Annotated in this window: 17 protein-coding genes and 1 tRNA gene; 4 read left to right on the top strand and 14 right to left on the bottom strand. The window is 52.8% G+C overall.

Features of this window, described 5'->3' with window-relative positions; translation table 11 throughout:
• Window positions 1–66: 66 nt before the first annotated feature.
• From WC600_08400 to WC600_08345, 12 genes are all read right to left on the bottom strand, one after another.
• The gene (locus WC600_08400) at window positions 67–2,229 is read right to left on the bottom strand and encodes a polysaccharide biosynthesis tyrosine autokinase (protein ID MFA4902751.1); all 2,163 of its coding nucleotides are present in this window, start codon (window positions 2,227–2,229) and stop codon (window positions 67–69) included.
• Window positions 2,230–2,240: 11 nt separating this feature from the next.
• Window positions 2,241–3,074, bottom strand: coding sequence for a polysaccharide biosynthesis/export family protein (locus WC600_08395; GenBank protein ID MFA4902750.1), 834 nt, complete (start codon window positions 3,072–3,074; stop codon window positions 2,241–2,243).
• 86 nt (window positions 3,075–3,160) lie between these two features.
• Entirely contained in the window at window positions 3,161–5,278 is a 2,118-nt protein-coding gene (locus WC600_08390) for an O-antigen ligase family protein (GenBank protein MFA4902749.1), read from the bottom strand.
• On the bottom strand, window positions 5,241–6,827 hold the full coding sequence (locus WC600_08385) for a hypothetical protein (protein ID MFA4902748.1): 1,587 nt from the start codon (window positions 6,825–6,827) through the stop codon (window positions 5,241–5,243). Before WC600_08385 ends, WC600_08390 begins: the two co-directional genes overlap by 38 nt.
• A 163-nt stretch (window positions 6,828–6,990) precedes the next feature.
• A complete protein-coding gene (locus tag WC600_08380) occupies window positions 6,991–8,301 on the bottom strand; it encodes an outer membrane beta-barrel protein (GenBank protein ID MFA4902747.1) in 1,311 nt (436 codons plus the stop codon).
• Between the two features lie 330 nt (window positions 8,302–8,631).
• Window positions 8,632–9,261, bottom strand: coding sequence for a hypothetical protein (locus WC600_08375; protein MFA4902746.1), 630 nt, complete (start codon window positions 9,259–9,261; stop codon window positions 8,632–8,634).
• 233 nt (window positions 9,262–9,494) lie between these two features.
• Entirely contained in the window at window positions 9,495–10,982 is a 1,488-nt protein-coding gene (locus tag WC600_08370; protein ID MFA4902745.1) for a tetratricopeptide repeat-containing serine protease family protein, read from the bottom strand.
• Between the two features lie 13 nt (window positions 10,983–10,995).
• On the bottom strand, window positions 10,996–12,066 hold the full coding sequence (locus WC600_08365) for a lytic transglycosylase domain-containing protein (GenBank protein ID MFA4902744.1): 1,071 nt from the start codon (window positions 12,064–12,066) through the stop codon (window positions 10,996–10,998).
• A 159-nt stretch (window positions 12,067–12,225) separates the two neighbouring features.
• Entirely contained in the window at window positions 12,226–12,780 is a 555-nt protein-coding gene (locus WC600_08360; protein MFA4902743.1) for a transcription termination/antitermination NusG family protein, read from the bottom strand.
• Between the two features lie 115 nt (window positions 12,781–12,895).
• Window positions 12,896–13,129 carry a hypothetical protein gene (locus WC600_08355; GenBank protein ID MFA4902742.1) on the bottom strand — a complete coding sequence of 78 codons (234 nt, stop codon included), beginning with the start codon at window positions 13,127–13,129 and terminating at the stop codon, window positions 12,896–12,898.
• Window positions 13,130–13,989: 860 nt separating this feature from the next.
• Window positions 13,990–14,469 carry a hypothetical protein gene (locus tag WC600_08350; GenBank protein MFA4902741.1) on the bottom strand — a complete coding sequence of 160 codons (480 nt, stop codon included), beginning with the start codon at window positions 14,467–14,469 and terminating at the stop codon, window positions 13,990–13,992.
• A gap of 471 nt (window positions 14,470–14,940) precedes the next feature.
• Window positions 14,941–15,016 (bottom strand) — tRNA-Glu (locus WC600_08345).
• A 295-nt stretch (window positions 15,017–15,311) separates the two neighbouring features.
• On the opposite strand from WC600_08345, the gene WC600_08340 reads away from it, so the two are divergent.
• The 4 genes from WC600_08340 (at window position 15,312) to WC600_08325 (ending at window position 22,940) form a co-directional block, all read left to right on the top strand.
• Complete coding sequence (locus WC600_08340) at window positions 15,312–18,749, top strand: PAS domain S-box protein (protein ID MFA4902740.1); 3,438 nt, start codon at window positions 15,312–15,314, stop codon at window positions 18,747–18,749.
• Window positions 18,746–18,913: a hypothetical protein gene (locus WC600_08335; protein ID MFA4902739.1), complete on the top strand. Its 168-nt coding sequence runs from the start codon at window positions 18,746–18,748 to the stop codon at window positions 18,911–18,913. The genes WC600_08340 and WC600_08335 overlap by 4 nt, the downstream gene beginning before the upstream one ends.
• 128 nt (window positions 18,914–19,041) lie before the next feature.
• Entirely contained in the window at window positions 19,042–19,416 is a 375-nt protein-coding gene (locus WC600_08330) for a response regulator transcription factor (GenBank protein ID MFA4902738.1), read from the top strand.
• Between the two features lie 215 nt (window positions 19,417–19,631).
• Window positions 19,632–22,940 carry a PAS domain S-box protein gene (locus tag WC600_08325; GenBank protein MFA4902737.1) on the top strand — a complete coding sequence of 1,103 codons (3,309 nt, stop codon included), beginning with the start codon at window positions 19,632–19,634 and terminating at the stop codon, window positions 22,938–22,940.
• Window positions 22,941–23,149: 209 nt separating this feature from the next.
• Here the strand turns inward: WC600_08325 and WC600_08320 are convergent, their stop codons facing one another.
• Both WC600_08320 and WC600_08315 read right to left on the bottom strand, forming a co-directional pair.
• Entirely contained in the window at window positions 23,150–23,590 is a 441-nt protein-coding gene (locus WC600_08320) for a response regulator (GenBank protein ID MFA4902736.1), read from the bottom strand.
• Entirely contained in the window at window positions 23,587–25,569 is a 1,983-nt protein-coding gene (locus WC600_08315; protein ID MFA4902735.1) for a PAS domain S-box protein, read from the bottom strand. Before WC600_08315 ends, WC600_08320 begins: the two co-directional genes overlap by 4 nt.
• Window position 25,570 lies beyond the last annotated feature (1 nt).

Below are 25,570 nucleotides of genomic sequence, written 5' to 3'. Positions count from 1 at the left end.
GTGAATGGACAGAATGTACTACTTCCGAATAACAAGGGCAGAATGCAATCATGATCAAGAAGACAGTTATGAAGAACGCCGCGTTCCTTTTGATTTTTCCTGGTCGCCGTGACTGTAATAATAGGACTGGTATTTATGGTAATAATTATAATAGTAATATCCATGTTTTTGGAAAGGAATGTCATTCAGTACCGAACCTAACAAGCGTGCGTTTACCCCCAACAATTGGTCTTTGGTCTTCTTGGCAGCTTTACGGGGCACTTCCTCAGCCCTGATCACCAGGAGCACCCCTTCCGACTTCGTAGAGAGAATCGTGGCATCGGTGACCGAAATTAAGGGTGGGGAGTCGATAATAATTTGGGCAAACCGTTCCTGGGCCTTGACGAGAAGCTCCTCCATCCTGGCCGAGCCTAAAAGCTCAGACGGGTTGGGTGGAATTTTACCACAGGGGAGCAAGTATAAATGGGGCACAACGGTCGCCACACAGGGCAGATCATTGATCTCTCCCACCAGGTAATTGGACAGGCCCGGCTCCTGCTCAACCTGGAATATCTTATGGAGGGAAGGCCGCCGCATGTCGGCATCTATCAGCACGATATCTTTTCCGGCCTTGGCCATAGCAGCAGATAAATTAATAGAGGTCAAAGACTTCCCCTCGCCCGGAAGTGAACTGGTAATCAAGATTACCCGGGGGGCCTTGCCCGCGGCAGAAAAGACGATACTCGTCCTTAAGGCGCGATAGGCTTCTGCGGCTAACGGGTTGCCCTCGTAGTGGACCACCAATCCAGGAATTTGATCTTTATTTTGGGCCTCTTGAGCTTCCAGGTGGGGGATCATGGCGAGGTTAGGGATCTCGAGCCACTTCTCCACATCATCCGGGGTTTTTATTGTGGTGTCCACATATTCCAAGCCAAAGACCAGCCCCAAAGCCATAAACGACCCCACTACGAGCGACAAGAAAAGATTGCGGGCTTTTTTGGGCTTAGCCGGTTTTTCCGGAACGGAGGCAGGATAAATTATCCGAATATTGGTGGAAGGCAAGTTCTCCGTGGCCGTCGTAGTTTTTAGGCTTTTGAGCATACTCTCGTAGAGCACCCGGTTAGTCTCCACATCCCTGAGCAGCACCTTATACTCCACGGACCGATCACCCAAATCTTGGGTGTCGGCTTTTTGTGCTTCCAGCGCCTTTTTGAGACTCTCCTCCTGGTTCTGAGCCATGCGATATTCATTCTTCACCGCCTGGACGATATAGGCATGTTCGGAGCCAATCTTAGCCCGAGCGCCTGCCAGTTCCTGATGCAACTGGATCATGCGGGGATGTTTCTCACCGAACTTGCGACCCAGCTCCGAAACTTGGGCAATAATCTTGGCTTCTTCACCCTTCAAGGTTTCAATTAGTTTATTGTTGACGACCTCCGGAATCGGATGGCCCTGAGATACTTCACGAAACCTGGTCTCGGCTTCACTGCGCTTGGTTTGGGCAGTAATCAACTCTTTGTTCAACTGTTCCAGTTTTTGCGAAGTAATCGTCTCTTTGTTTTCCCAGGCAACGATATTATGCTCCCTGGCATAGTGATTGAGCTTGAGTTCAGACTCTTCCAGTTTTTTCCTGGCTTCGCCAATTCTTTGGTTTAGCCAGGTGACTCCCTCTTGGGAGGCGGCAAAACGGAGGTCCAGGGATTGCTCAATGTACGCTTGGGCTACGGTATTGACGACCGACGCCGCTAATTGGGGGTCTGGACTGTTAAAACTGACGTCCACCAGGCTACTGTTACGAATCGGGGTGACTTCAATCTGCCTCATAAGACCGGTGATAATCCGATTTTTATAATGCTGGCGCTGTATTGCTGTGGCATCGGCAGGGATCTTTTGAGCGCTAAAGTTGGGGTTGCTATACAGGTCCAGCTTGGTGGCCACTTTTTCGGCCAGGGCCTTGCTTGCCAGGAGTTTATATTGGGTCTGGTAGAATTCTTGATTGAGTGCATCAGATGAATATGAACCTTCCCGAGACTCCAGGAGGCGCGGCATCTGGCGTTCCACCAATATCTGGGTGGTGGCTTTATAGACCGGAGTAGCAAGAAAGGAGTAGAGTGCGGTGGTAGCTACGATAACCATAAAGACTGCCAGAGCCGCCCAGCGCCTTTTGACCAGAATTCTTAGATAGTCATGGAGGTTCTCCTGGTTATGATGAGAATCCAATCCATGGTGAAATATCGTGTTCCCTTCCATCCTCTACCCCCTTAAAAGAACGATTCCGGAACCACAATGGTGTCCCCTGGCTGGATGGGATCCTGCAATTTCACCGGAATTTTTTCTTTTTTCCCTGCTTGATCCCGCATGATATAGGTGCTGCGCGAAGAAGCCTTATCGCTAAACCCCTCGGCAGTGGTCACCGCCATCAACACGGTCATACGGTCCTCATACGAGTAACGCCCGGGCTTTTTCACCTCGCCGGTGATATAAAAATTCAAGCTGGGGACATTGAGGGTATCCCCATTTTTGATCTCCAGGTTATTCTTTGGATCACCGGCAAAGGCCGACTCCAGAGAAATGGTGAAAGTTTCTCCACCCCCACCCTGCATAGGAGCTCGGGGGCCAATCGGCTTTTCTCCCGGACGCGGCCGCACCAGATACGCTATCCCACCTTTGAGTTGCTTATCGCCTTCCTGGGGAAGTCCGCCGGCCATAGAGATTGCCTCGGTCACCGTGATGGACTTGGTCAACGGGTAGGTCCCGGGCTTTTGCACCTTGCCTACCACGAAAAACTTCTGGCTTTTCACGTCAGTGACGTTGATAGAGACATGGGGGTCAATGATGTAGCCAGCCGCCAACCGGTGCTCCAACTCTTTTTTCAGTTCCAGGATAGTGAGCCCTTTGGCATTCATTTCACCGCAGAAAGGAAAGGAGATGTGCCCATCCAGCCCGACGCGCACTGTCCTCTTAAGATCTTCATGATCCCAGACCTTAATTTCGATTTCATCCTCCGGGCCCAGACGATAATTTTCTTGCGCTTGGACCAGGGGGCAAAAAACCAAAACCAGTAACACCGCACATATGCTTATACTTTTAACCATTTGCAACCCTCAATAAAGCTCAAATTGTTGAGACATTGCGCTATGCCTAGTAGGTTCAGGATAGTCTGTCAGCTCCCGGCCGGAGTTTACATTACCGGCCCGGACCTTTCCTGGGGCAGATACTGAAGAGCCATTTTTTTCAAATTTTTATCAAGTTCTATGGCTCTTTTAAGATATTCGGCAGACTGGCCTCTAAACTTGAGAGGGACCAACCCCAAGCAATGATTTTCTGCCCACCAGAGGGTGGTTCCCAAGCGGAGGTGCAGATATCCAGAGCTGGGAAATAATTTTACTGCCGCGTTAAACTCTTCCAGAGCCTGGGGAAGATAACGGGATGGATTCTCGTTATAGTGCTTCAGATAAAACTCCGCCAGCTTTAACCGAAAGGCCCAGTTCCCGGGGTTATAAAAAATTGCCGTTTGCAGGAGCTTATCAACCTCGCTGGTTGGGAGGTCATCTTTTGTTCTTCCAGCCAGGCTAAGGGTAGCAGCCTCGGCTGCCAAGGCTTCTGCCAGTCCTGAATAATCGCGGCTATTTCTTTGGTTGTAGGCCAAAGCCTCTTGATAGTCCTTAAGTTTTAACTGGGGAGCCGCCGTGGTGGAATTTGGTTCAGAGGGCGCCATCGATTCAGCCAGCCAATGAACCCCTACTTGCCAGACAAAAAATAGTTGCACCAGGATTAAGCCTATGATTATCCCGGTGGCCCTCAGCCGTTTCTGAGAAAGATTGATGGTCCGATAAGAAGAACTTTCCCACATCCGCTTGTGGCTATATAGGGAGAGATAGGTGACGGCCGCAATGCTGCTGAAGAGCAGAGTGACCGCAGGGATATGGAAGGAGAATTCCACCAAACCATGAAGCCCCGCCAATCCCACGGCCGCTAATCCTCCCAACCCCAAACCCCGGGCCCAAGCATCCTGCCGAGAGCGCCATTGCCGCAACAGTGTAAAGAAGAAATACAAACCAGCGCCAGCCACGAGGGAAAATCCCACCATCCCGGTCTCAGCCAATAATTGGACCCAGTCGTTATGGGCATAGCCCAACATTATCCCCTTGAGTTCGGGTGCCTGGTACCGGTAAGCCAAGTCGGCAAAAGATGCCCCTCCGGAGCCGATCCAGGGAAATTCTCTGAATAGGTCCCAGGCGCTCAGAGAAATATAATAGCGGTCTAGGTCCAGGTTCAGGAATCGAGCTAAAGCTATATTGCTCCCCAGGAGCAGGCTATAGCTCAATGCCACTACCACGAAGATAACGATCCAATATACGTGGGCCTTGCGCCAGTGCTGGCTCCAGATTACTAAAGCCATCAAACCAAGCCCCAGGGCTAAGGAAATCATGCCTCCTCTGGAGCCGGTAAAAATCAGACCCGTAGTCAACACTACCAGCAAAAACAGGAGCAAGAACCGACGGAATTGCGGTTCGGCATGCTCCGACCAGGACCACCGTTTGAGGAGGCGCAGGCCGGTCACTCTTTTGGGGGAGGAAGCAACTTCCTCCTTTTGCCCCAGGAAGAGCCCGAAACCCAGCAAAATAGCCATGGTTAAATAGGTCGCCAGGTGATCGGGATTGATGAAGGTGCCACAGAGGCGTTGGGAATTATAGGGACTTTTCCAGCCCCAGATAACATGCTCGTGGAAGGTCCAAAACCCGAAGATCACCTCAAACAGGGCTATCGCCAGAATAAGGTAAACCAGCACATTAATCTGTTTTTGGGTTTTTACCGTAAAAATGAGCACAAAAAACATTGTTACAGCCGGCCACTCTTTTAAACTTTCAAGAATGGTGGCATGAGGGTTGAGAGATATGGGAACAAAACCTTCCAAGCCATAACCGTTCCCCAACGCTCGAATCGCCAGTGCAGATGGAGAGAGCCAGCGCACCACCCCTTGGGGCCAAGGAATTACTTGAATCAGAACGATTAACCCCAGTCCCAAAGCCAGCCACCACATTGGGGGATAAGGCACTACCACTTCCCCCTGGGGACGAATCCAAAGTCGGTATAGCCAGTTGGCCATGATCACCAGGAATAAGACCGCGACAATGAGACCGACGGTAAAATAGGCCCACGGATGCACCGCAGCAAAGGCCAGGGGGGCGAAAACCAAGACAGTGCCGACGCCGCCCAGGATCAGGTGGCGTGACTTCGAGGCCTCTTGGATCGAGAATTCAGTCGGGGAGAGCAAACTTGTAGATGCGAACTTCATATGGACCTAATTCTTCCCGAATATTTCCGTCCCGGACTACGGATTTTTGGTTAAGGAACTTGTCCTCCACCCAGCCAATCTGCTTGGAAAACCCTTGCAAATAAAAGCTCACCGGATGGTTGATAACATTGACCAGGACCAACAGGTGTTCACGGCCTTGCTGCTTTTCACAGAAGTGCACCGCCGGCCGCCCTGCGGCATCAACCTTGAAGGGAGAAGTCATCTCAAGCCGAAGACGGCCCGTCAGGTTCGGGAGCACCAGCCAGGGTTGCAGATCCTGCAGTTCGCCGGCGATCCCTTGGAGGTCGTGCCAAGCAGTCGGATCTGAGCTCACCTCCGGGTAACTGAAGTAAAAGATGCCGTGGACCCCGTGTACCACTGCCAGGTAAGTTAGGCACCGCGTCTCCACCTTCAGAGGCCGCCGTGGCCACCCGTCTTTAGCCCATTTTTCACCGCCAAAAGCCTGAATCACCGCCCAGAGGCGCTCTTTGGAGACCGAGCGGGCCGCCTCCTCTATACAATCGGAGAGCCAGGTCATGGGCATATGAGGCACGGGATAAGGGTCGATCATGAAGATATCGGCTGCATCCCGGTAATCCTTAACCATTTGGGGGCGGAGCATGGCCACCGCGGTGAGCACTCCGGGGTGGTCCTTTTTCAAGGCTTCACTGAGTTCGCCTAGCTTAACCGGTGGGACCGAGCGGCCTTCAGGCTCATCTTCAACATAAAAACCCAAAAGGTCAGGCTGTCCACCCAGGTGTTTGCTGAGGCTTTCCTGGTAATATCGCATATTGGCAAGGTATTTGAGACCCTGATTTGCTGAAAGTGCAGCCAGCCTGGTAATTATTCCCGGCCGGGAATCATAACTTTGGATGGCGTTGAACCCTGCGGCCCGAATGGCAGGTAAGTCATCCGGGCCCGCACCATAAATCCCCACCGGGAAAAAGGCAGGAAGCCGAACCGACTCTGGTTGCCTTTTGGTTTGCTTTACCGGGTTGATTCTCAGTGATGGCGCTCCAAAGGCCAGAACTTCCTGGTGCGGATTATCAAAGACCAAGCGGGTTTTTCCCCGAACCTCCCGGGAATTGACCCGGAGAATTATGGATTGGACCCGGCCATAGCTCCAGTGCTGGTTGATCAGGCGCCGCTGCCCAAAGATTTCCACTTCAAAGTAGACGCCGTTGGCAAACTTGGGACGAAAAGCCAAAAATTCCAAAGCATAATCCGTATGGGGGCGTATGCCTGATACCTGGCACCAGACTCGCCCGCCGCGGTCCGGCCCGCCCACCAAGGCCAAGAGTTCACCGGGGTGTCCGGTATCCCGGCTAATATAGATTTTGCTCGCCTCCACTCCCGGGATCTGACGGTCTTGACGATGCCAACCCGGCGGCAGGACTAATTTTTGTCCGGAGTCACCCATAACCAAGGGGGGCAGAAGGTTAGGCCCCTCTTGGGCTGCTCCGGTACCGCCCGGATAAGCCCCCACCAGGACCATGAGGACCACAAACCAGAGATGGCTCCGGGCAATTGTGCTCTGGGCTCGGGGCATTTTTATGCGGACAGCAAAGTACGGTCAGATTTCAGGGGAAAAGTTTGGCTGCCTGTCTCGCCAGGATTTGTGGTAAGGCCGGCGTTCCGTCTCTGAATCCCCATCCCTGGGACTCAGTTGTAACACCGGCCTCCCCAAGAAAAATACGGAAGGACAAATATTTTTACATGGTGGCCTGTATGCCAAATATCATTCTGTGTTCGTTATAGCTATAGCTGGTGAAATTAGACGCCTTGTTGGTGTAACTGTAATCTAATCTTAGCCGCAGGTAGCGGGTTAAGGGACGACTGAATCCCACTCCAGTGGAGATGAGAGAGTCTTGCCGGAATTTAAAACCATCGCCCGGGTCTTGTGACCGGTTTATATAATCGTTAATGGTGTAAGAGACGTTGACATAACTGCTCAGGTTCCAGTAGGCCCAGAGATGATTGAGAGTTACGTAAAAGGCCGTATTGTCATAGGCGGTATTACCGGCCAGATCAGCGTCTTGGTTGATACCTCGCTGGGCGGTTAACGCTAGATTGGTGCGCCTGTCGAACTTATAAGTCACCTGGGCGCTAAAAGCAGGGGTTGAGGGAGTCTTTTCCAATAAGCCCGACTGGTCATTTTCAAAATCCTTTATAGTATAACCGGCTTTTACTATCCCGCTCAGTTTAGCGGTGGCGTCCCAGGTCAAACCGACCATTGGGGTGTACGTATAGTTATTCGATATGGTTTGGGAAGGATAGGTGCGTTGGGAAACAATGAATTGCCCCAGCACCGCGGTTTTGGGCAAGATTTTATAGTAGAGCGCCACCCCGCCGACATTCTCGTTATAATCGTTTTGGGGAGATCGTGCCGACGCAGCAAAATATAATTTATTGAACTCATAAATTGCCTGGAGTTTCCATCTGTCCGCAAAGGCATAATTTGCCAAAAAATAAGGGGTCCACTGGTGGTAAAATCTCTGGTTGGTATTTTGAGCAGTTGGTTCCTCGGTCGCGATCCGCAAATAATTACCGGCTCGCAAACTCAGGCCGCCGGGGAAATTGAAGGAAGCATCCACGTTGACATTGCTATCATAATGGCTGTAGTCATCGAGATCGGCTGCAGGGTAGACAATCGCATTTCCCAAATAGCCCACCGAAATCTTGTGGGTGTGGGCCATGGGCAATTCCACGTACATCCCTGGATTAACCGCAAAGACACTCGTAGCCCGCTTATCATTGGAAGTCTGAAAGAGGTTGGACCGGTAGCCAATATCAGTTTCCAAGAAGGGGGCGACCCGAAGAGGGCCGGCCTTGACTGCCTTTCCCAGTCTTAAGGTGTCAAGGGCGGCTGGATTGCCGTAGGGCGCCAAAATCCCGGAAACCGGCCCGATCTCTAACGTTAACTTTCGATCATAGGGCACGATACTGGGGAAATATCCCGGCTCCTGGGACGGCTTCAACTCCTCCTTGGGCAGCTCCGCCGCTGGCTCTGCCTTAACCTTCACCTTTGGTTGCTCCGGAGGTGGGGTGGCTTGTTGCGCCCAAGACGTCCCGGTGAACATTAAGGTGACCATTATCAAACCAAGGCCGATTATCCCCCATTTCGTTGCTGCCACTTTCCCTGTGATGTTCACGTGCTTCCCCCTGGCAGGCTGCTTAAGTTTGTTGGCTTGGTGAAATCGATAAAATTCTTTCGGCAGATACCGGCTACGACAACAAGAACGAATTACTGATGCCTTAACCGGAAATCTCCCCGACTGTCGCAGCGCCCAAGATATCTGGACAAATCGACTGTGGCATTGACTAAATGCCTTGATGGTAAACCTTAACAGCCTTTATCGAGATGGGCTGGCGGTCCCGCCACCACCGGCACCACCACCACTGCCACCACTACCGCCGCCACCACCACCGCCGATGCCCCCGGTACCAGTGGATCCCGAAGGGGGGCCGGGAGGGGCAGCCGTAGCAGCAAACGCAAAAGAAGGCGGCAATGCAGCTCCGGCGTTGGCTAAGGCAGTAGTCACGGCAGCTTGCGTAGCACCTGCGGCCACCGCGGCATTTGCTATGGTAGTATTACTGATGCCCGCATTGACTGCCGCCTGGGTCGCCGCATTCAATTGATTGGCAGCTACCGCGGCATTCATGACCGTGGCCAGAGGAACATTATTGGCCAGCATGGCACTGAAGACCGCCTGGGCATTAACCCCCGGCTGCGCCAATGCAGCCTGAGCCACCGCCATGGCATCCGCTCCTGCGGCTAAAGCTTGTGACACCACGGCATCGACACCGAGGCCGGCGGCAATGCCGTTGGCGACTACCTGGCTCGCAGGAAGATCTGCGGCCACATCGCCAGATACAGTGGCGTTAACCGGCGTAATCTCTAAACCTATCAATAGAAAGTAGCTTAAAAGAAAGATCGCCAGTTTCTTATTACCAGCGCCATATCCGAATTGCCTTGGCATCATTACCTCCAGTGCCTATCAGGACTGGGTAGATAGGCTTTTGTTGCGCTTTGTATTTAAATGAAACTATTTTCTAAAAGGATATAGGAAAATTTACTTGTATATAGGAATTAAAATTAGCCTTCTGCACTCCTTTTTTTGCACCTTAGCATTAAAAAAGCAAGATAATTTTCTTCCCTTCGGCAAAAAACTTAAAGAAATAAAGTCGCCTGCGGATGAACTTAATATAGGGTTGATTACTGGCCTCTTGCCAGCACTGTGGCGAGTTGCCCCGCCAGGTCCGGCTGGATTTTCTCCAGCGCGTAACATTGCTCCCAGGCCGCGGCGGCGTTCCATGACAAGTGATATGCCAGAGATAAGAAATACCTGGCTTCCGCATGCTGAGGCTTGAGGCTGACTGCCTGGCCCAACCAGCCGACCGCCTCCCGGGACTCTCCTAAGTCCAGCAACAGCAGTTTGCCCCCTTCCAGATAGCCTGGGAAATACTTCGGATCCATCTGGACAGCTTGTTTAAATGCCGCCAAGGCCTCCGGCAACCGTTGCTGGCTCCGGGCAATGTTCCCCAGATACCAGGCCCGCATTGCTGCCTGCGGCAAGTCGCCCTCAGCCTTTTCCAAACATTTTTGCGCCTTATCCTGGTCGCCCCTCTGATAAGCTATTTCCCCCAAATAAAACCAGGCCTCGTGCAAGTCTGGCGCCAGCCCCACTGCCTGTCTATAAGCTGCATCTGCTGCTTCCTGGTCTCCGCTTTGCTGCCAGGTCTTTCCGAGCCAGAAAAAGGCCAGGGCGTAACCTGGTAAGCGCCGGGTCGCCTCCAGCAAATCCTCAGTTGCGCCTTGGTAATTGCGCAAATGGAAGCGTGACACACCTCGGCCATAATAAGCCTCCGGCAATTGGGCGGGAGGAGCCATGGCTAGACTGAATTTCTTCTGGGCCAATTCCCAGTTGTTGCCTATCGTGGCTGCGACCCCGTCCCAGAAGGCCCTGACCAATGCATTAGCTGGATTCTCCCCAGATAAGTCACCCCGAGGTTCGGCCGCGGGTTTTGTTCCTTTCAAGGACGCAGCGTCCAGAGAGATCGGAACTAACGTGCGGTCACAGGAAAGGAAATAATTCAGTGCCGTTGGCTTTCCCTGGGGACCCTCGTTTTGGTCTCCCCCCAGGTGCATCATTCCTACTACTTCGCCTGTCCGATTAAAAACCGGCGTCCCCTGTATGCCTCTCTGGTTGCAGGGGGAAAGTTTCAAGAGTTCAAGCCGCGGTGACAAGGGTAAAGAGCCGACCAGGTTACCCTCCCGGAGAGTATATTTATTGCCTTCTTTTATTGGATAATAAATTTTTTCCTCAACAACATGGGATCGTTTCGATGCTTGGAGGGGGACGGCCTTGAGCCCGGTGGCTTCGATCTTTAATACGGCCAAATCCTGCAATAAATCGGCATAAAGCAGACTTTGACACCAATAGATCGCGCCATGGTCGGTCTTAACTAATAGAGGTTGTCCAGGTTGAAAAATCGCGGCGCTGGTAAGAATTAAGCCATCCTGCCTTATGATAACCCCCAAGGCAGTGTCCAGCGGTTCCCCCTGTTCATTCAGAGCGACCACAGTCACCACGGTCTCCAGCGCCGGACTCTCAACCGCCGCGCCCGCCAGACTCACCAGGCAGAGCCCGATCAAGCCGGCTTGAAGCAGTGGTAAAATTTTTCTGGCGCCATGCGGTCGCATAGAATTTTCAGCGTTATTGCTTTTCAGGTTGATCAGCATCTGGGGAAGTTTTTCTTTTTGGCTCCCCTTTTGCCAGCCCGGGGATGTGGCGAAGTTTGGCAGACGGGACTTTCACCGAGTATTCTTTTTGATCCAGGGGGACACAATCTCCCTTCACTTCCGGGTTCAACTCCTGAATGGCTTCATAGGGCAGGCCTAAAGACCCGGCGAACTGGCGCAAGTTTGTTCCTTCAGGCACCTTTTTCCGAACATAGGCCAGAGGCCGGGCAGGGGTATTGCAGTTAAAGCCATATTTTTCCGGATTTTTGGCAATCAAAACCGCAGCAATCAACTGAGGGACATAATTACAGGTCTCTTGGGGGAGCAGATGATTTTGGGCCATGACCCAGAAGTCCCGAGTGTCATATCGGTTTACCACCCCTTCTACCCGGTTTTCGCCGGCGTTGTACCCTGCGGCGGCCAGATACCAGCAACCAAATTGACCGTGCAGATCTTTGAGATAGCGTGCTGCAGCTTTAGTGGATTTCTCGGGGTCCCGGCGCTCGTCCACCCACTCGTCAACCTTTAAGCCATACCGCCTGGCGGTGCCTGCGATGAATTGCCAGAGCCCCACCGCTTCCTTGGGGGAGCGCGCCAAGGGATTAAAACCACTTTCAATCATGGGCAGGTAGACTAAATCTTGGGGGAGCCCCTGCTCTTGAAAAATTTGCCGAATCATGGGGAGGTATCTTTCGGAACGGGAGAGCTGGGCCTGGATTGTCGCACGGCGGGAAGTTGTAAAGGAACGCAGGAAACCTTGTACAGATGGGTTGAGCATTATGGGAAGTTCGGTCCCCAGGCCTCCCTTAAATCCGGCCAGCATGCCATTTTCTTCCAAGAAGGCCTTAATCTCCTGTGAGACTTTGGGATCGACCTTTTCCTGCGGTTGAGCCCCGGCAACCAGGAAGCCCCGGGGCACCAAGGCGCGCTCGCCTTCCTTTTCCGCAAACCCCGGCAAATGTGGGAGTTGAGAGGCAGGCGCGCAGGCTGCCAGACTGATGCTCAACCCAACCAGGATAATTATGGTTTTGACTTGAATTCTCATCTGCCGATCAACTGAAAGGGAAACAAATCTCGATACCCTTGAGGACCAGAACCCCAAACCAGACCAGGGTTATTGATGCTGATATTACTGAAGGAATAAGTTAGGCAAGAATTGTGATGAGTCGATGATCTGAACAGCAGGCCAAGGCCGGTGGATCTTCTAATCCCAACGTTCCACCGACTCGCTGTCCAGGTCCACTGTCACCGACCGCTGGAACATCTCCACGGCGACTACCAGGCGGCGTTGCTTTTCTTTCCTGGCGACCAAAATCCCCACCACCCCTGATAAAGGCCCATCGAGCACCCGCACCTTTTTGCCCTTCTCTATATACCGCCAGGGACAATAATACCTGTCGCCAGTCACAATGGTCCGGATAGATTCTATCTGATCCGCCGGCGCCGGATCGGGGCCGTTATTCCCCAGGAGCTTCACTACCCCATTAACCTTGATGATTTGGTGAAAAACCGTCGAATCGATATGTGCATGGACAAAGAGGTAGTTTGGGAATAATGGCAAATGCATGAGGACTTTACGGCCTCTTATCATTCTATGGAGTTGCACTTGGGGAAAAAAGACTTCCAATCCTTTGCGCTGCAACGCCAGGTGCACCTTGGTTTCGGTGCGGCCGTGGGTTTGGATTACGTACCAGGGTGCTGCCTCATCCCGGTTAATCCCCTCAAACTCTTGTGCAAATCTACCTTCCAGGGTCGCCAAGACACGCTCCCGCCACTCGAGGCACCGGCCCGAATGGTATCTTTTAATAAATAAATCATAAGGTTAAGGCGGATATACTTTCTTTAGCCTGCTGCAAAAGACAAAACCAGTTTGACTATTCGCCCATAGTTTCCGGTCTGTGAATAAATCGAAAGGGAAGGAGAAAAACTGGAATATTGGTCACTCGAGAAATGATCTTGGCAATATTATAATCGGGAATGCGCTGTCCCTGGATATAATTTGTCAAGCTCACCTGAGTAAACCCTGGATACTTATCCTTAATAGCTGCAAACAGCTTTTTACGCCCCTCGGAACCTTCCCGTTGGATCCATTCTCTCAGTTCAACCATGATAATACTATTTAGCACTCAGCTAACTCTCTTGTCAAATACAATCGGCTTAATTATAATTAACATAACTCTTCCAAATTTATATTATTATCTCAGCATAACATTATCGGTTAATATAATTAATACTATAATACCTTATTTATCTATATAGTATTTATTTATAAATATTTCGGTTAGATATACTGATATACCGGTGGGACCTATTAAAGCAGTTTGTCGGTCCTATTATAGGATTGTATTGAGAGCGTAAGTAGGAGCACAAGCCCGAGGGACGCGCAAAAAAAAAATGTTTTCACTTGGATTTTTTTTTCGCCAGAAGGCGCCCTGGGCTTGGGGAGGTGCCTGAAGGGAACATCCCTTCACCCATGGCGGAACCATGAGGCTCTGCCTTGGCAGGGTAGAGTCACCGATCTCAAGATTATTGTAACAAACAGACTGCGAAAAGATGTGAACGGTTTTGGGATTACTCAGGCGGCTGGGGGTGGTATTCTGGAATACAACTAATAATTTTGATAATTAATGACCAAGAAAAACCAACATTAGTATACATACACAATAAACCGCAAGCTTATTTAATATAAGTATAATGACTTTCGATAGCACTTTTTCTTTTGATCAAACCTTCCCAACAACATTCTTTTTTCTAGAACGATAGGGCTTTCCATCCAAAGGATTTCAGCCTCCTTTCTTTAATAATCCTGGTGCTCCTTCTCTTTATGGTGATTGAGTTACTCTTTGGATAGGTCAAGTCTGGCCGGTGAATGCTATCGCCGAGGCCAGTATAGAAAGCCGGATTTTTCAGGGGAACTGGGCGAAACGTCGGCGGCAAAGATTAGTCTTAGAGGATTGCGCCCTCTTGGTCAATTGGGGGTCGGGGACCGGACTCCGGCCGCACGTGTGCCGCGCATTCCTACCGCAACGCCGACGAGACCGGCACCTGCCCCTGATTTTTTGCTTCCGGGAGAAATTATTCCCCCTTGACGAGTACAAACTTCGGAGACAATCTCCGCATTTTGTTCATTTGCCCCTAAATAGTGGGAAAATTCATGTGCTACCACCTGATTGGACAGATCTTCTTGAGACAAATAGACCATGCCACACCAATAAACCCCTAAGAGATTTTCCCCGGGTTTTGATAATTCCGGGAACATCTGGCCTAATACCCTTGAGTCCTGAACAAACACAATCGGCGGCGTCTTGTATTCCACTTTTTGGTTCATTAACTTGGCCACGCTGCCATACAGGGCTACATAATCAGGCCCAGGCCGGCTGTCAAATGAGGCGCAGCAGTTTATCATGAGGCTACTTGACAGCACGATAAGAAGCTTCTTCAACAACATCCTGAACCCACTTGTAATGAGAATCAAACTTTATAGCTTGCTGGTGGCCTCGCTGGAATGCATCTGGCCGCCAATCAAAATTCCGTGAATAGAAAGGCTTATTAAATATATTTGCAAGGTATATGCCTGGCTACACACCTTCTCTCCAACAAATTCTAATTTCATTAATTTTCTGCGGATGGCCTGGACTACCCGGAAGTTCCGGCCAGCCTTGGCTGGAGCTCACTTACGGCGGGGGCCAACTTAATCATTCGAACCTTGAGGGGAGATAAGTCTGAGAGCCGAGGTGAGGCGAGTCTATGGTCGGATCGTGACCAAGATAATGGTCATTGCGTTTACGCGTTGGAACACGCCAGAGGGACCAACGCCACTGGCTGAAGATGAATTTGTTAATTTTTGTCGGAGGCTAAAATATAGACAAAAAAAAGGCCCTTCCGAAGTCCGGAAAGGCCCATGAAATGCGGTTTTTATTGGTAGTCCCAACGGGAATCGAACCCGTGTCTCCGCCGTGAGAGGGCGGTGTCCTAGGCCCCTAGACGATGGGACCGCATTTAATTTTTATATCTCAACCTGCAGATGGTGTCAAGGCACTACTTCCCTGTCGACCCTTGAGCTTGCTTCTTCCGGTCAAGGGAAAAGCCTAGATAACTTCTTGTTTTAATGGCAGATTAGATTGTCAGGCCGAATTATATTAAAGGTTCCCAATAACTTACCGATATAACTTGTAAAGGTTTTTTACGCCGGGCACCACTGCTGTCTTAGCTTGAGGGGGACCCAGTCTTGGGGATACTCAAAGGGCTTAGAGGAGTGAATCGGCCTCACCTCAGCATGAAAAACTTACCATGAAAAAGAGACGATCAAGCGTGGACTCAATAGACCACCTCAAGGCCAGGGTAAAGGAGTTTCTGGCGGCCAATGTGCCGGACCTGGAACGGATGCCCTGGGATGATGTCCAGGAACTGGTGCATGAACTGCAGGAGCACCAGTCCGAGTTGGAGAAGCAAAACCAGGATCTTCGCCGGTCCCAGGAGGTTCTCGCCAAGTCCCAGGACCGGTATGCCACACTCTATGACTTTGCCCCGGTAGCTTACTTTACCCTGGACCCGCACGGGCTCATCAGCGAGGTTAACGACGCGGGGATTAGGTTATTGGGGGAACCCAGGGATTCATTACTGCAAACGCCTTTCATCCGGTTCGTGGCCCCGGGAAATCATGAGGCCTTTCGAACTCACCTGCAATCGGGGCTAGCCGATGGCGTCTCGCAGTCAGGTGATCTGTTGCTGAGGCCTCACCAAGGCCCCCCTTTTTCCGCTTCCCTGGAGAGTCTGCCGGTGGTGGATGCAGGGGGCAAGTTGGTCCAATATCATACGGTTGTTAGGAATATCACCAAACTCAAGCAAGCGGAAGACAACTTGCGCAAGAGCGAAGCCTTGTACCGTCTCATCGTGGAGACCGCCAACGAGGGTATTTGGGGGATAGATGCCGATTACCAAACAACTTACATCAATCCCGTCATGGCTGGAATGCTGGGTTACCAGATGGAGGAGATGCTGTACCGGCCGTTGACTGACTTCTTGTTTCCCGAAGATCTGCCTGATCACGAGAACAAAATTGCCCAGCTCCGCCAGGGGCTGGATGTAACCTTCGAACGCCGCTTGAAGCGCGAAGATGGGAGTGATCGCTGGTGCATTATCTCGGCCAGGAGCCTCCAAGATGGCCAGGGCCAATTTCAGGGCGCCTTCGCCATGTTCGCCGACATCACCCGACACAAGCAGGCGGAAGAGGCCCTGCGACTGGCGGCTCACCAATGGCAGGCCACTTTCGATGCCATGAGCGACGGCATTTGCCTCATGGACTTGAACTGCCGGATTCTGGGATGCAATCAAGCCATGGCCACTCTGGTAGGCCAGCCCATTGATGAAATCCTGGGCTGCCTCTGTTACGAGGTCGTCCATGGGACCTCCCAACCGATTTCTGAATGTCCCCTGGGGATCATGTGCCAGACCCGGCAACGGGAAGAAGTGGTCCTGCCCCATAAAGAGCGCTGGTTTAAAGTGACCGTGGACCCCATCCTGGACGACGCCGGCGAACTCCTGGGCGCAGTGCATCGTATCGCAGATATTACCCGGCTCAAAAAGTCCGAGGAGGCCTTGAGAGAGAGCGAGGCCCACTTCCGGCAATTGTTCGACAGCGTCGCGGATGCCGTCTTCCTGCACGCCCAGGGCAGGATTGTCGAGGTCAACCTGCAGGCCTGCCGGAGTCTGGGGTACACCAGGGAAGAGCTCCTTGGTTTGCACGTAAAGGATATCGAAGTGGGGATAAGCCGGCAAGACCTCCAAAATCTGTGTAAGCATGACTCCCCAGCGAATACCTTTTCCGGCATCCATCGCCGCAAGGATGGCTCTACCTTCCCGGTGGAGGTCAAGAGCAGTAATTTTCCGGCCCAGGGCCACAATTTGCGGCTCGCCGCAGTCCGGGACATTACCGCCCAAAGGGCGGCGGAGCAGGCCATCCGGGAGAGCGAAAAACTCTATCGGTCCCTGTTCGAGAATATGCTGAACGGATTTGCCTACTGTAAGATGCTCTTTGAGCACGATCAGCCCCACGACTTCATCTATCTTGAGGTCAACAAATCCTTCCAGGTCTTGACCGGGTTGAAAAATGTTGTTGGGAAAAAGGTATCTGAAGTCATTCCGGGCCTGCACAAAGGGAATCCGGAGCTTTTTGAAATCTATGGCAGGGTGGCTCTGACTGGAGAACCCGAGAGGTTCGAAATCTATGTGAAAGCCTTTCAGAAGTGGCTTTCGATCTCGGTGTACTCCCCCGCAAAAGAATATTTTGTGGCAATATTAGACGATATCACTCAACGCAAGCAGGCTGAAGAAGCCCTGCGGCGAAGCCGGGAAACCTTACGGGTGCTCCTGGACGCCACCCCTGCCGCGGTGGTGCTTCTGAACCCCCACGGCATTATCCTGGCGGCCAATAAAATAGTGGCCGAAAGGTTGGGCAAACCCATCAAAGAGATGGTGGGCACTTGCATGTTCGATTACTTACCGGCTGATTTGGCCAAAGGGAGACAGGCCCGTATAGAAGAGGTCAGGAGTACCGGCAGGCCCCTGGTTTTTGAAGATAGGCGCGGGGGCCTCATTTGTGATAATTATGTCCATCCAATATACTCAGGCGCCGGAAATCTGGTAGGCTTTGCGGTCTTGTCGGTGGACATTACCGCCCGCAAGCAGACAGAGGAAGCCCTGGCCCAACAATCCCAGTTTCTGCAATCTTTGATTGAAACGATTCCCACCCCCGTTTTTTACAAAAATGCCGAGGGCCGCTATCTGGGCTGCAACCAGAGCTTTTTAGACTATTTTGGGGTTACGAAAGAGGAGATGGTGGGGAACACGGTCGACTGTCTACCCCACCAGGAATCGGCAACAAAATATCGTCAGAAGGACCTGGAACTGTTTAAAAATCCCGGCGTCCAGGTATATGAGCATATTATGCCGCTGCCTGATGGCAGGAAACGGGAGGTCGTCTTTAACAAAGCCACCTTCCTGAAAGGCGATGGCGCGGTGGGGGGACTGGTCGGGGTTATCACTGACATCACGGAGCTCAAGCAGGCCCAAAAACAACTCCGGGCTTTAGCGGCCCAACTGGCGGAAGCGGAAGAGAAGGAGCGGCATATCCTGGCCCGTGAGCTCCACGACGAGGTGGGCCAGGGCCTCACCGCCCTGGGCCTCAACCTGACCTTGCTCACGACCCAGATGCCCAAAAATGCGGCAGAGCCGCTCCTGATGCGACTGGCCGACGCCGTGACCCTGGTGGAAAAAATCGGGGAAACCATCCGGAACGTCATGGCCGAACTGCGGCCCCCGGTGTTGGATGACTACGGGCTGCTATCGGCGCTACGCTGGTATGGGGGGGAGTTTGCCCGGCGGACAGGTATCAATGTGGAGGTCTTGGGGGAGGAGGCAGCTCCCCGCCTGACCAGGTGGGTGGAATTGGCCTTGTTCCGTATTGCCCAGGAGGCCCTGACCAACGTGGCCAAGCACGCCAGGGCTTCTAGGGTCGAATTGACCGAAGAGGTAATTAACGGAACCATCCGCCTGATCATCGCCGACAACGGCGTCGGCTTCGACCAGTCCCAGGTGGGCCAGCCCGAAGGGCCTTGCCGGTGGGGCCTTATGAACATGAGCGAGCGGGCGGCAGCGGCAGGCGGTAGCTGCAACATCGAGTCTCAGCCCGACCACGGCACCCGAGTGATAGTTGAAGTGACCCGATGAAGATCACCGTGTTTCTGGCCGACGATCACGCGGTGGTCCGGGACGGACTCAAACTCTTGTTGGAGACCCAGGCCGATCTCCTGGTGGGAGGCGAAGCCGCCGATGGGCGTCAGGCGTCTACCCACGCGACAAGAAGAATCTTCCTTGAGATGTCAAGACTTTGACCTGAACTGTCAAGGTCTTCCCCTCAAATTGTCAGACTTTCCCGGCTGACAGAAGAGCAATCGCGGCATAGATATAAGAAAGTTGTCTATCATAATAGTTGAAGAATTTTGCACAGAAGAGGAGAGTTATGAACCATAATATCTTGATAGTAGAAGATCACGTAGTCGTTCGCCAGTCACTGCGGGAATGGCTGGAGCTCTCTTTTCCTCACTACCAGTTGCTGGAAGCCACCAGCGGAGAGGAAGCGATCTCCATGGCCCAGACGATGACTCCACGTCTGATCATCATGGACATCGGCTTGCCCGGGATGAGTGGCATCGAGGCCGCCCAGGGCATAAAAGCGGTGTTGCCGGACACCCACGTGGTGATGCTTACTATTTATGACGACGAGGCCCATCGAGCCGACGCGGCTGCGGCCGGGGCCAGCGCCTATGTACCCAAGCGCAAAGTCCAAACGGAACTCTTGCCCATAGTCACGAGGTTGCTATCCGGGGAGTATTGAGACCAAAGCCCTTGATTGGTCCCGGCAAGGTTGAGTTTTGTCAAGGGTAGACCACGATAGCCAAGCCACGCAAGAGTCTGACCTATACTCATTGCCAAAAGTTTTTTCTTATTAACCCCTCACCCTACCCTCTCCCACAAGGGGAGAGGAGAATTAGAGGAAAAAACTTTTGGCAAATACTATAAGTCGAGGGCCGTTGTAAGTCGAGATCATGTATGACAACTGACAGGACCTCAGAAGATCTGTTAAGAGAAATCCGAGACCTGCGCACCCGCTTGGCCGAGGCCGAGGGGAGTTTGCGCGCCCTTGGCCAGGGGCAAACCGAGGCCCAATCATTGCCGGGATACCAAGGAGATCAGACCGCCTTCTCGCGAGAGCATGCCCGTCTGGCTGCCATCGTCATGAGCAGTGACGACGCCATCATCGGCAAGACGTTAGAGGGCATCATCACCGACTGGAACCCGGCGGCCGAGAGACTCTACGGCTATACCGCCACTGAAATCAAGGGGAAATCTGTTCTGATCCTGGCCCCTCCAGAGCATCAGGCGGAGATCAACCATATCTTGCAAAAGATGAAGCGCGGAGCAGGGACCGAACATTTGTCAGCGCTACGGGTGCGGAAAGACGGCACCCCCCTCCAGGTCTCACTTACCGTGTCACCCATCCGGGATGCGGCCGGTACGATTATCGGCGCTTCCACCATCGCCCGGGACATCACCGCGGTCAAGCGGTTGCAGGATACGCTGCAGGCTTCTCTCCGCTTTCAAGAGATTGTGCACGAACAAACAGAGATCAATCCGCTTTTAGAAGCTTTCGTGTCTGAGATCAAAAACTTTACTGGCTGTGAGGCGGTGGGCATCCGGGTTCTCGACACTGCGGGCGGGATTCCCTATCTGGCTTATCAGGGTTTCAGCCGTCAATTCTATGAAATGGAAAGCCCCCTATCCATTTATTCAGATCAATGCATGTGTATCAACGTCATCAAAGGCACGTGCGATCCTACGTTGCCATTTTATACTATGGGCGGGTCGTTTTACATGAACGGCACCTCCCGGTTTCTGGCCACGGTTTCCGAGGGAGACAAAGGCAGCACCCGCAACCTGTGCAACCAAGTGGGCTATGAATCCGTAGCTCTGGTGCCTTTTCGCCGCGGCGAGGTGATCCTGGGCTTGATCCATGTGGCGGATCACCGGGATAATATGGTGCCCTTCCATGTCGTCGAGATGCTGGAAAAAGTTGGGATGCAACTGGGCGCGGCCTTTCAAAAGTTACAAGCCGAACAGTCGTTGCGGGAAAGTGAGGCGCGCTACCGCACCTTGGTGGAAAACATTGATCTGGGTATTTCGGTAATAGACCGGGATCATCGGATAATCATGACCAATGCGGCTCAGGGCAGATTATTACAAAGGCCCCTCGGCGAACTGGTGGGCCACGAATGTTTTCGGGAATTTGAACACCGGGATGCGGTCTGCGCTCATTGTCCCGGAACCAAGGCCATGGCCACCGGACAAAAGGAAGTGCTTGAACTTACCATTACCCCTCCTGACGGTAGCCGGCTTGACGTTCGTATCCAGGCTTTTCCATACCGCGCTACGGATGGCCAAATAACCGGGTTCATCGAGGTTGCCGAAGACATCACCCAACGCAAAGAGATTGAGGCAGCGCTGCAGCAGAACGAAGACCTCTATCGGTCCTTGTTCGAGAACATGCTGAACGGCTTTGCTTACTGCAAGATGCTCTTCCATCAAAATCAGCCCCAGGACTTCATCTATCTAAAGGTCAACAATTCCTTTGAACTGTTGACCGGCTTAAAAGATGTTGAGGGGAAAAAAGTGTCCGAAGTCATTCCGGGCATCCGGGAGACTGATTCGGAACTGTTCGAAATCTATGGCAGAGTGGCCTTGACCGGCAAACCCGAGAAGTTTGAGACCTATGTGTCAGCCTTAAGAATGTGGTTTTCCGTCTCAGTTTACAGCCCCGCAAAAGAATACTTCGTGGCGGTATTTGACGTCATTACCGAGCGCAAGCAGATGGAGGAGGACCTCCGCGCCGCAGCTCACGCCTGGCAAAGCACCTTCGACGCCATCGGTGACGCGGTGTGCCTGGTAGATCGGGAATCCCAGATTCTCCAATGTAACCAGGCCATGGTTGATCTGGCAGGCAAACCTTTATCCGAGATCATGGGTCACCATTGCTGTAGGGCGGTGCCCCTGACTACCGGACCCGATGCGGAGTGTCCGGTGGGGCGCATGTTGAAAAGTCGCAAGCGGGAAACCCAGACCCTGCCCTTTGGCGACCGCTGGTTACACGTCATGGCCGATCCTATCCCGAACGAGGCTGGCGAAGTTGCCGGCGCGGTGCTTATCATCGCGGATATCAGCCACTACAAACGCACCGAAGCGAGAGTCCGGGACCTGAATATCCTGCTTGGCGCCATTAAAGATATCAACGAGGTCCTGCTCCGGGTAAAGAACGAGAAAGAGCTCTTTCAAAAAATCTGTGATTTGCTGAAGAGTGTGCCTTATGTCAGGTTTGCCTGGATTGGCCTGGTGCAGCCGGACAGCTTTGAGGTGAAACCCGCGGCCTGGGCCGGTCATGAGGATGGATATCTCTCAATCATTAAGACGACGTGGGATGATTCGCCTTATGGGCAGGGCCCCCTCGGCATGGCCATCAAAACCGGGAAACCTGGCATAGTGGAAGATATAGAAAACGATCCCATCTTCAGCCCGTGGCGTCAACCTGCCCTACTCAGGGGCTATGCGTCGTGTATCGCTTTGCCCCTCGCCTATGATCACACGACCCTGGGATCCCTGAATGTTTACGCCGAAAAGAAAAATGCCTTCCAGGCGGAAGAGGTTGAGTTTCTAAAGCAAGTGGCCGGCGACATCGCTGTGGGGATTAGGTCTCTCCGCCTGGAGCAGGAACTAATCCAAGGCCTCATCAAGTTTCAGATCATGATGATACAAACCGTGGAAGCCATCGCCTCCCTGGCAGAAATGCGGGACCCCTACACCGCAGGACATCAGCGGAACGTAACCCGCCTGGCCTGCGACCTGGCCCTCAAAATTGGCCTGGCCGACGACCGCATCGAAGGCATCCGCGTGGCAGGTTTCCTGCATGATATCGGCAAGATCGTCGTCCCGGTCGAGATCCTCAATAAACCTGGGAAACTCAACCAGTATGAATTTAATCTCATTAAAACCCATTCTCAGGCAGGGCACGACATCTTACAGAAAATAGACTTTCCCTGGCCGGTGGCCGAGATCGTGTTGCAGCACCATGAACGTCTGAATGGCTCCGGGTACCCCAGGGGGCTGACCGGCTCGGATATCCTCCTGGAAGCCAAAATTCTCGCGGTCGCGGATGTCATGGAGGCCATGGCCGCGCACCGGCCGTACCGGCCAGCCCTGGGGGTGGATAAAGCCCTGGAAGAAATAACCCGCAATCAAGAGACCCTTTATGATCCCCAAGTGGTGGAGGCCTGTGTCCGCCTCTTTGCCAAGGGTGGCTTTCATTTCTGAGCGAGAGAGATTCTCAAAGCGGCCATGGAGGGCAAATCCCCTTGAAGTATGGCCGAAGACATTCTCCCATAATCTGCTGAGGAGTCCCCTGGCCATGGAAAAAAATGCTTGGCGGGTGCTCCGCCATCCCGGCATCGCCTCCCGGCTTATCAGCCTGGAAGCGTCGAAGCGATTGAAGCCACCCTGTCCGGAGTCGCCAAGAATAGCTGTTAAACTACTGGAGGAGGTTCATTCAGCACGAGCCAGTATAACCCCAAATAATTGATGGCCTCGCTGAACTGGGAAAAATCGACCGGCTTGACTACGTAGGAGTTGACCCCCAATTTATAACCTTGCAGCCGGTCTCTTTCCTCCTGGGAAGAGGTGAGAATAATCACCGGAGTAAACTGGGTGTGTTCATTGGCGCGGATCCGACGGAGAACTTCCAGTCCGTCGATCTTGGGCAACTTTAAGTCTAGTAACACAATGGTGGGGGCATCTTTGAGGTTCCGGCCGACATATTTTCCGGTACCAAAAAGATAATCTAAAGCTTCTTCACCATCCCGGGCAACTACGACTCGATTGGCGATCTTGCTTTTTTTGAGCGCCCTCAAAGTCAACGCTTCGTCATCCGGGTTATCTTCCACCAACAAAATGACTTTTTGGGTCATGAGCCGTTCTCCTTAAGAGAGAAATAAAAGGTCGATCCTTGACTTTCGCCACTTTCGACTGAGATTTGCCCGCCGTGCCGCTGGATGATACGGTGAACAATGGTTAAGCCGATCCCCGTACCCGGAAACTCGCTTTCCTTGTGTAAGCGCTCAAAAGGCTTGAAAATTTTGTCTGCATACGCCATGTTGAACCCAGAGCCGTTATCCCGCACAAAATAACTTCTTTTGCCGTCTTTCTCGATACTTCCAAAGGCAATTTTGGCCTGAGGTTTCCTGGAAGTGAATTTCCAGGCATTACCCAACAAGTTCTCCAGGGCGATTCGCAGCAGTCGTCGGCTGCCCGAAACCACCAGATTGTCCTCGATGGAGAATTCCACCCGGCGTTCCGGCTCAGCGGCTTGCAGTTCGGTAACGATTTCATGAACCATAATGCTTATATTGACACGGCCAAAGACCATTTCAGTGCGCGACAGCCTGGAAAGTTTAAGAATATCATCAATGAGCTGCCCCATGCGCCGCGATCCGGCCATGATTCGATCCAAATAACCTTTGGCCGCGTCATCCAACCTATGTTCGCTTTCTTCGAGCAAAATGCGGCTGAAACCACCTATAGCCCTGAGTGGGGCCCTTAAGTCATGGGAAACGGAATAGGCAAAGCTTTCCAGTTCCTTATTGGCGGATTCCAGCTGCGCAGTGCGCTCTTGCACCCTGTGCTCCAACTCTTCGTTCAGTTGGCGAATTTCCGCCTCCGCCCGTTTGCGTTCCGTGATATCTCTGAACACCACCGCAGCCCCCAATAACTCGCCTTGTTCATTCCGAATCGGGGTGCTGGTGTATTCCACCGGGAAATTTGTCCCGTCCTGCCGCCAAAAAATCTCGTTATCGGCCCGGCGAACCTGCCCGTCTCTGGTTACCGCATGGATGGGGCACTCAGCCTGGGGGTAAGGGGTGCCGTCAAGCCTGCTATGGTGAACCATTTCATGATGCCGCCGGCCGATCAACTCCTTAACTTCCCAACCTGCCATTCTCGCCGCCGCCGGGTTAACGAAAGTAATTTTCCCTTCCAGATCGATGCCGAGAATACCCTCTCCAGCGAAGTTCAAAATCAGTTCATTTTGCCGCCGCAGACGTTCAACCTCGGCCTCCCCCCGCTTGCGTGCGGTGATGTCCAGGAAGGAACCGTCCCAGACCACGACGCCGCCTTCTTGAAAACTGGAAAGGGCGTGAAACAGGACGTGCCTTGCCTGGCCGGAGGGGTCGAGGGAGCGGAATTCCATGGAGAGATGCGTCCCCTCGGGGGAAGCACCGGTCAGGGCTGCCAGGAACCCGGCCTGATCCTCCGGGTGTATGACGTTGACGATAAGGTTGGGATTATCCAGCAAGGCCTCCGGCGGCTGAAAAAAGATGACACTGGATTGCCGGCTGATATAAGTAAACTGCAGGGTGCCATCCGGGTAGACCAGCAGCTCGAAGAGCATCTCCGGCACCTTCTCCGTCATGCGCTGCACCCGGCGTTCCGAGGCCAGCCTTTCCAGAGTGGTGCCGCACAGTCCGGCCAGGGCCAGATAGATGTCCAGCAAAGACCGGGGCAGCGGCTCGGCCATACGGTGCCCCACCAGCATTACCCGGGTTGCCTGCTTGCTTTCGGAAATGGGGAGAAAAGCCACGGCGTAGGGCTGTGGCAAGTTCACGATCTCCGTGGCCAGGAAACCGCTATCCAGCACCTCGGCAGCAGTAGCGGCGGTCTCCCGCAGAGCCTGTTCATTGGAGATCTGGTCGAGGCGGGAAAGATGGTGCAAGACAATTTCGCCGTCAGGCCGCCGACCCAGGAAGGCTACCAGATCCGCCTTGAAGTAGTGAGTCAGCACCTTCTCCAGCTCTACCCAAACCTCCCGGTCCGAAATTAACCCGGCGAGATACTGGTACGCTTTAACCAGCGCCTCCAGTTGATCCGCCTGGGAGAAGAACAATTGGCCCATT

This window comes from Desulfobaccales bacterium (genome assembly GCA_041648175.1).
Classification (GTDB): Bacteria; Desulfobacterota; Desulfobaccia; order Desulfobaccales; family 0-14-0-80-60-11; genus 0-14-0-80-60-11.
This window is presented reverse-complemented; position numbering and strand designations above follow the sequence as displayed.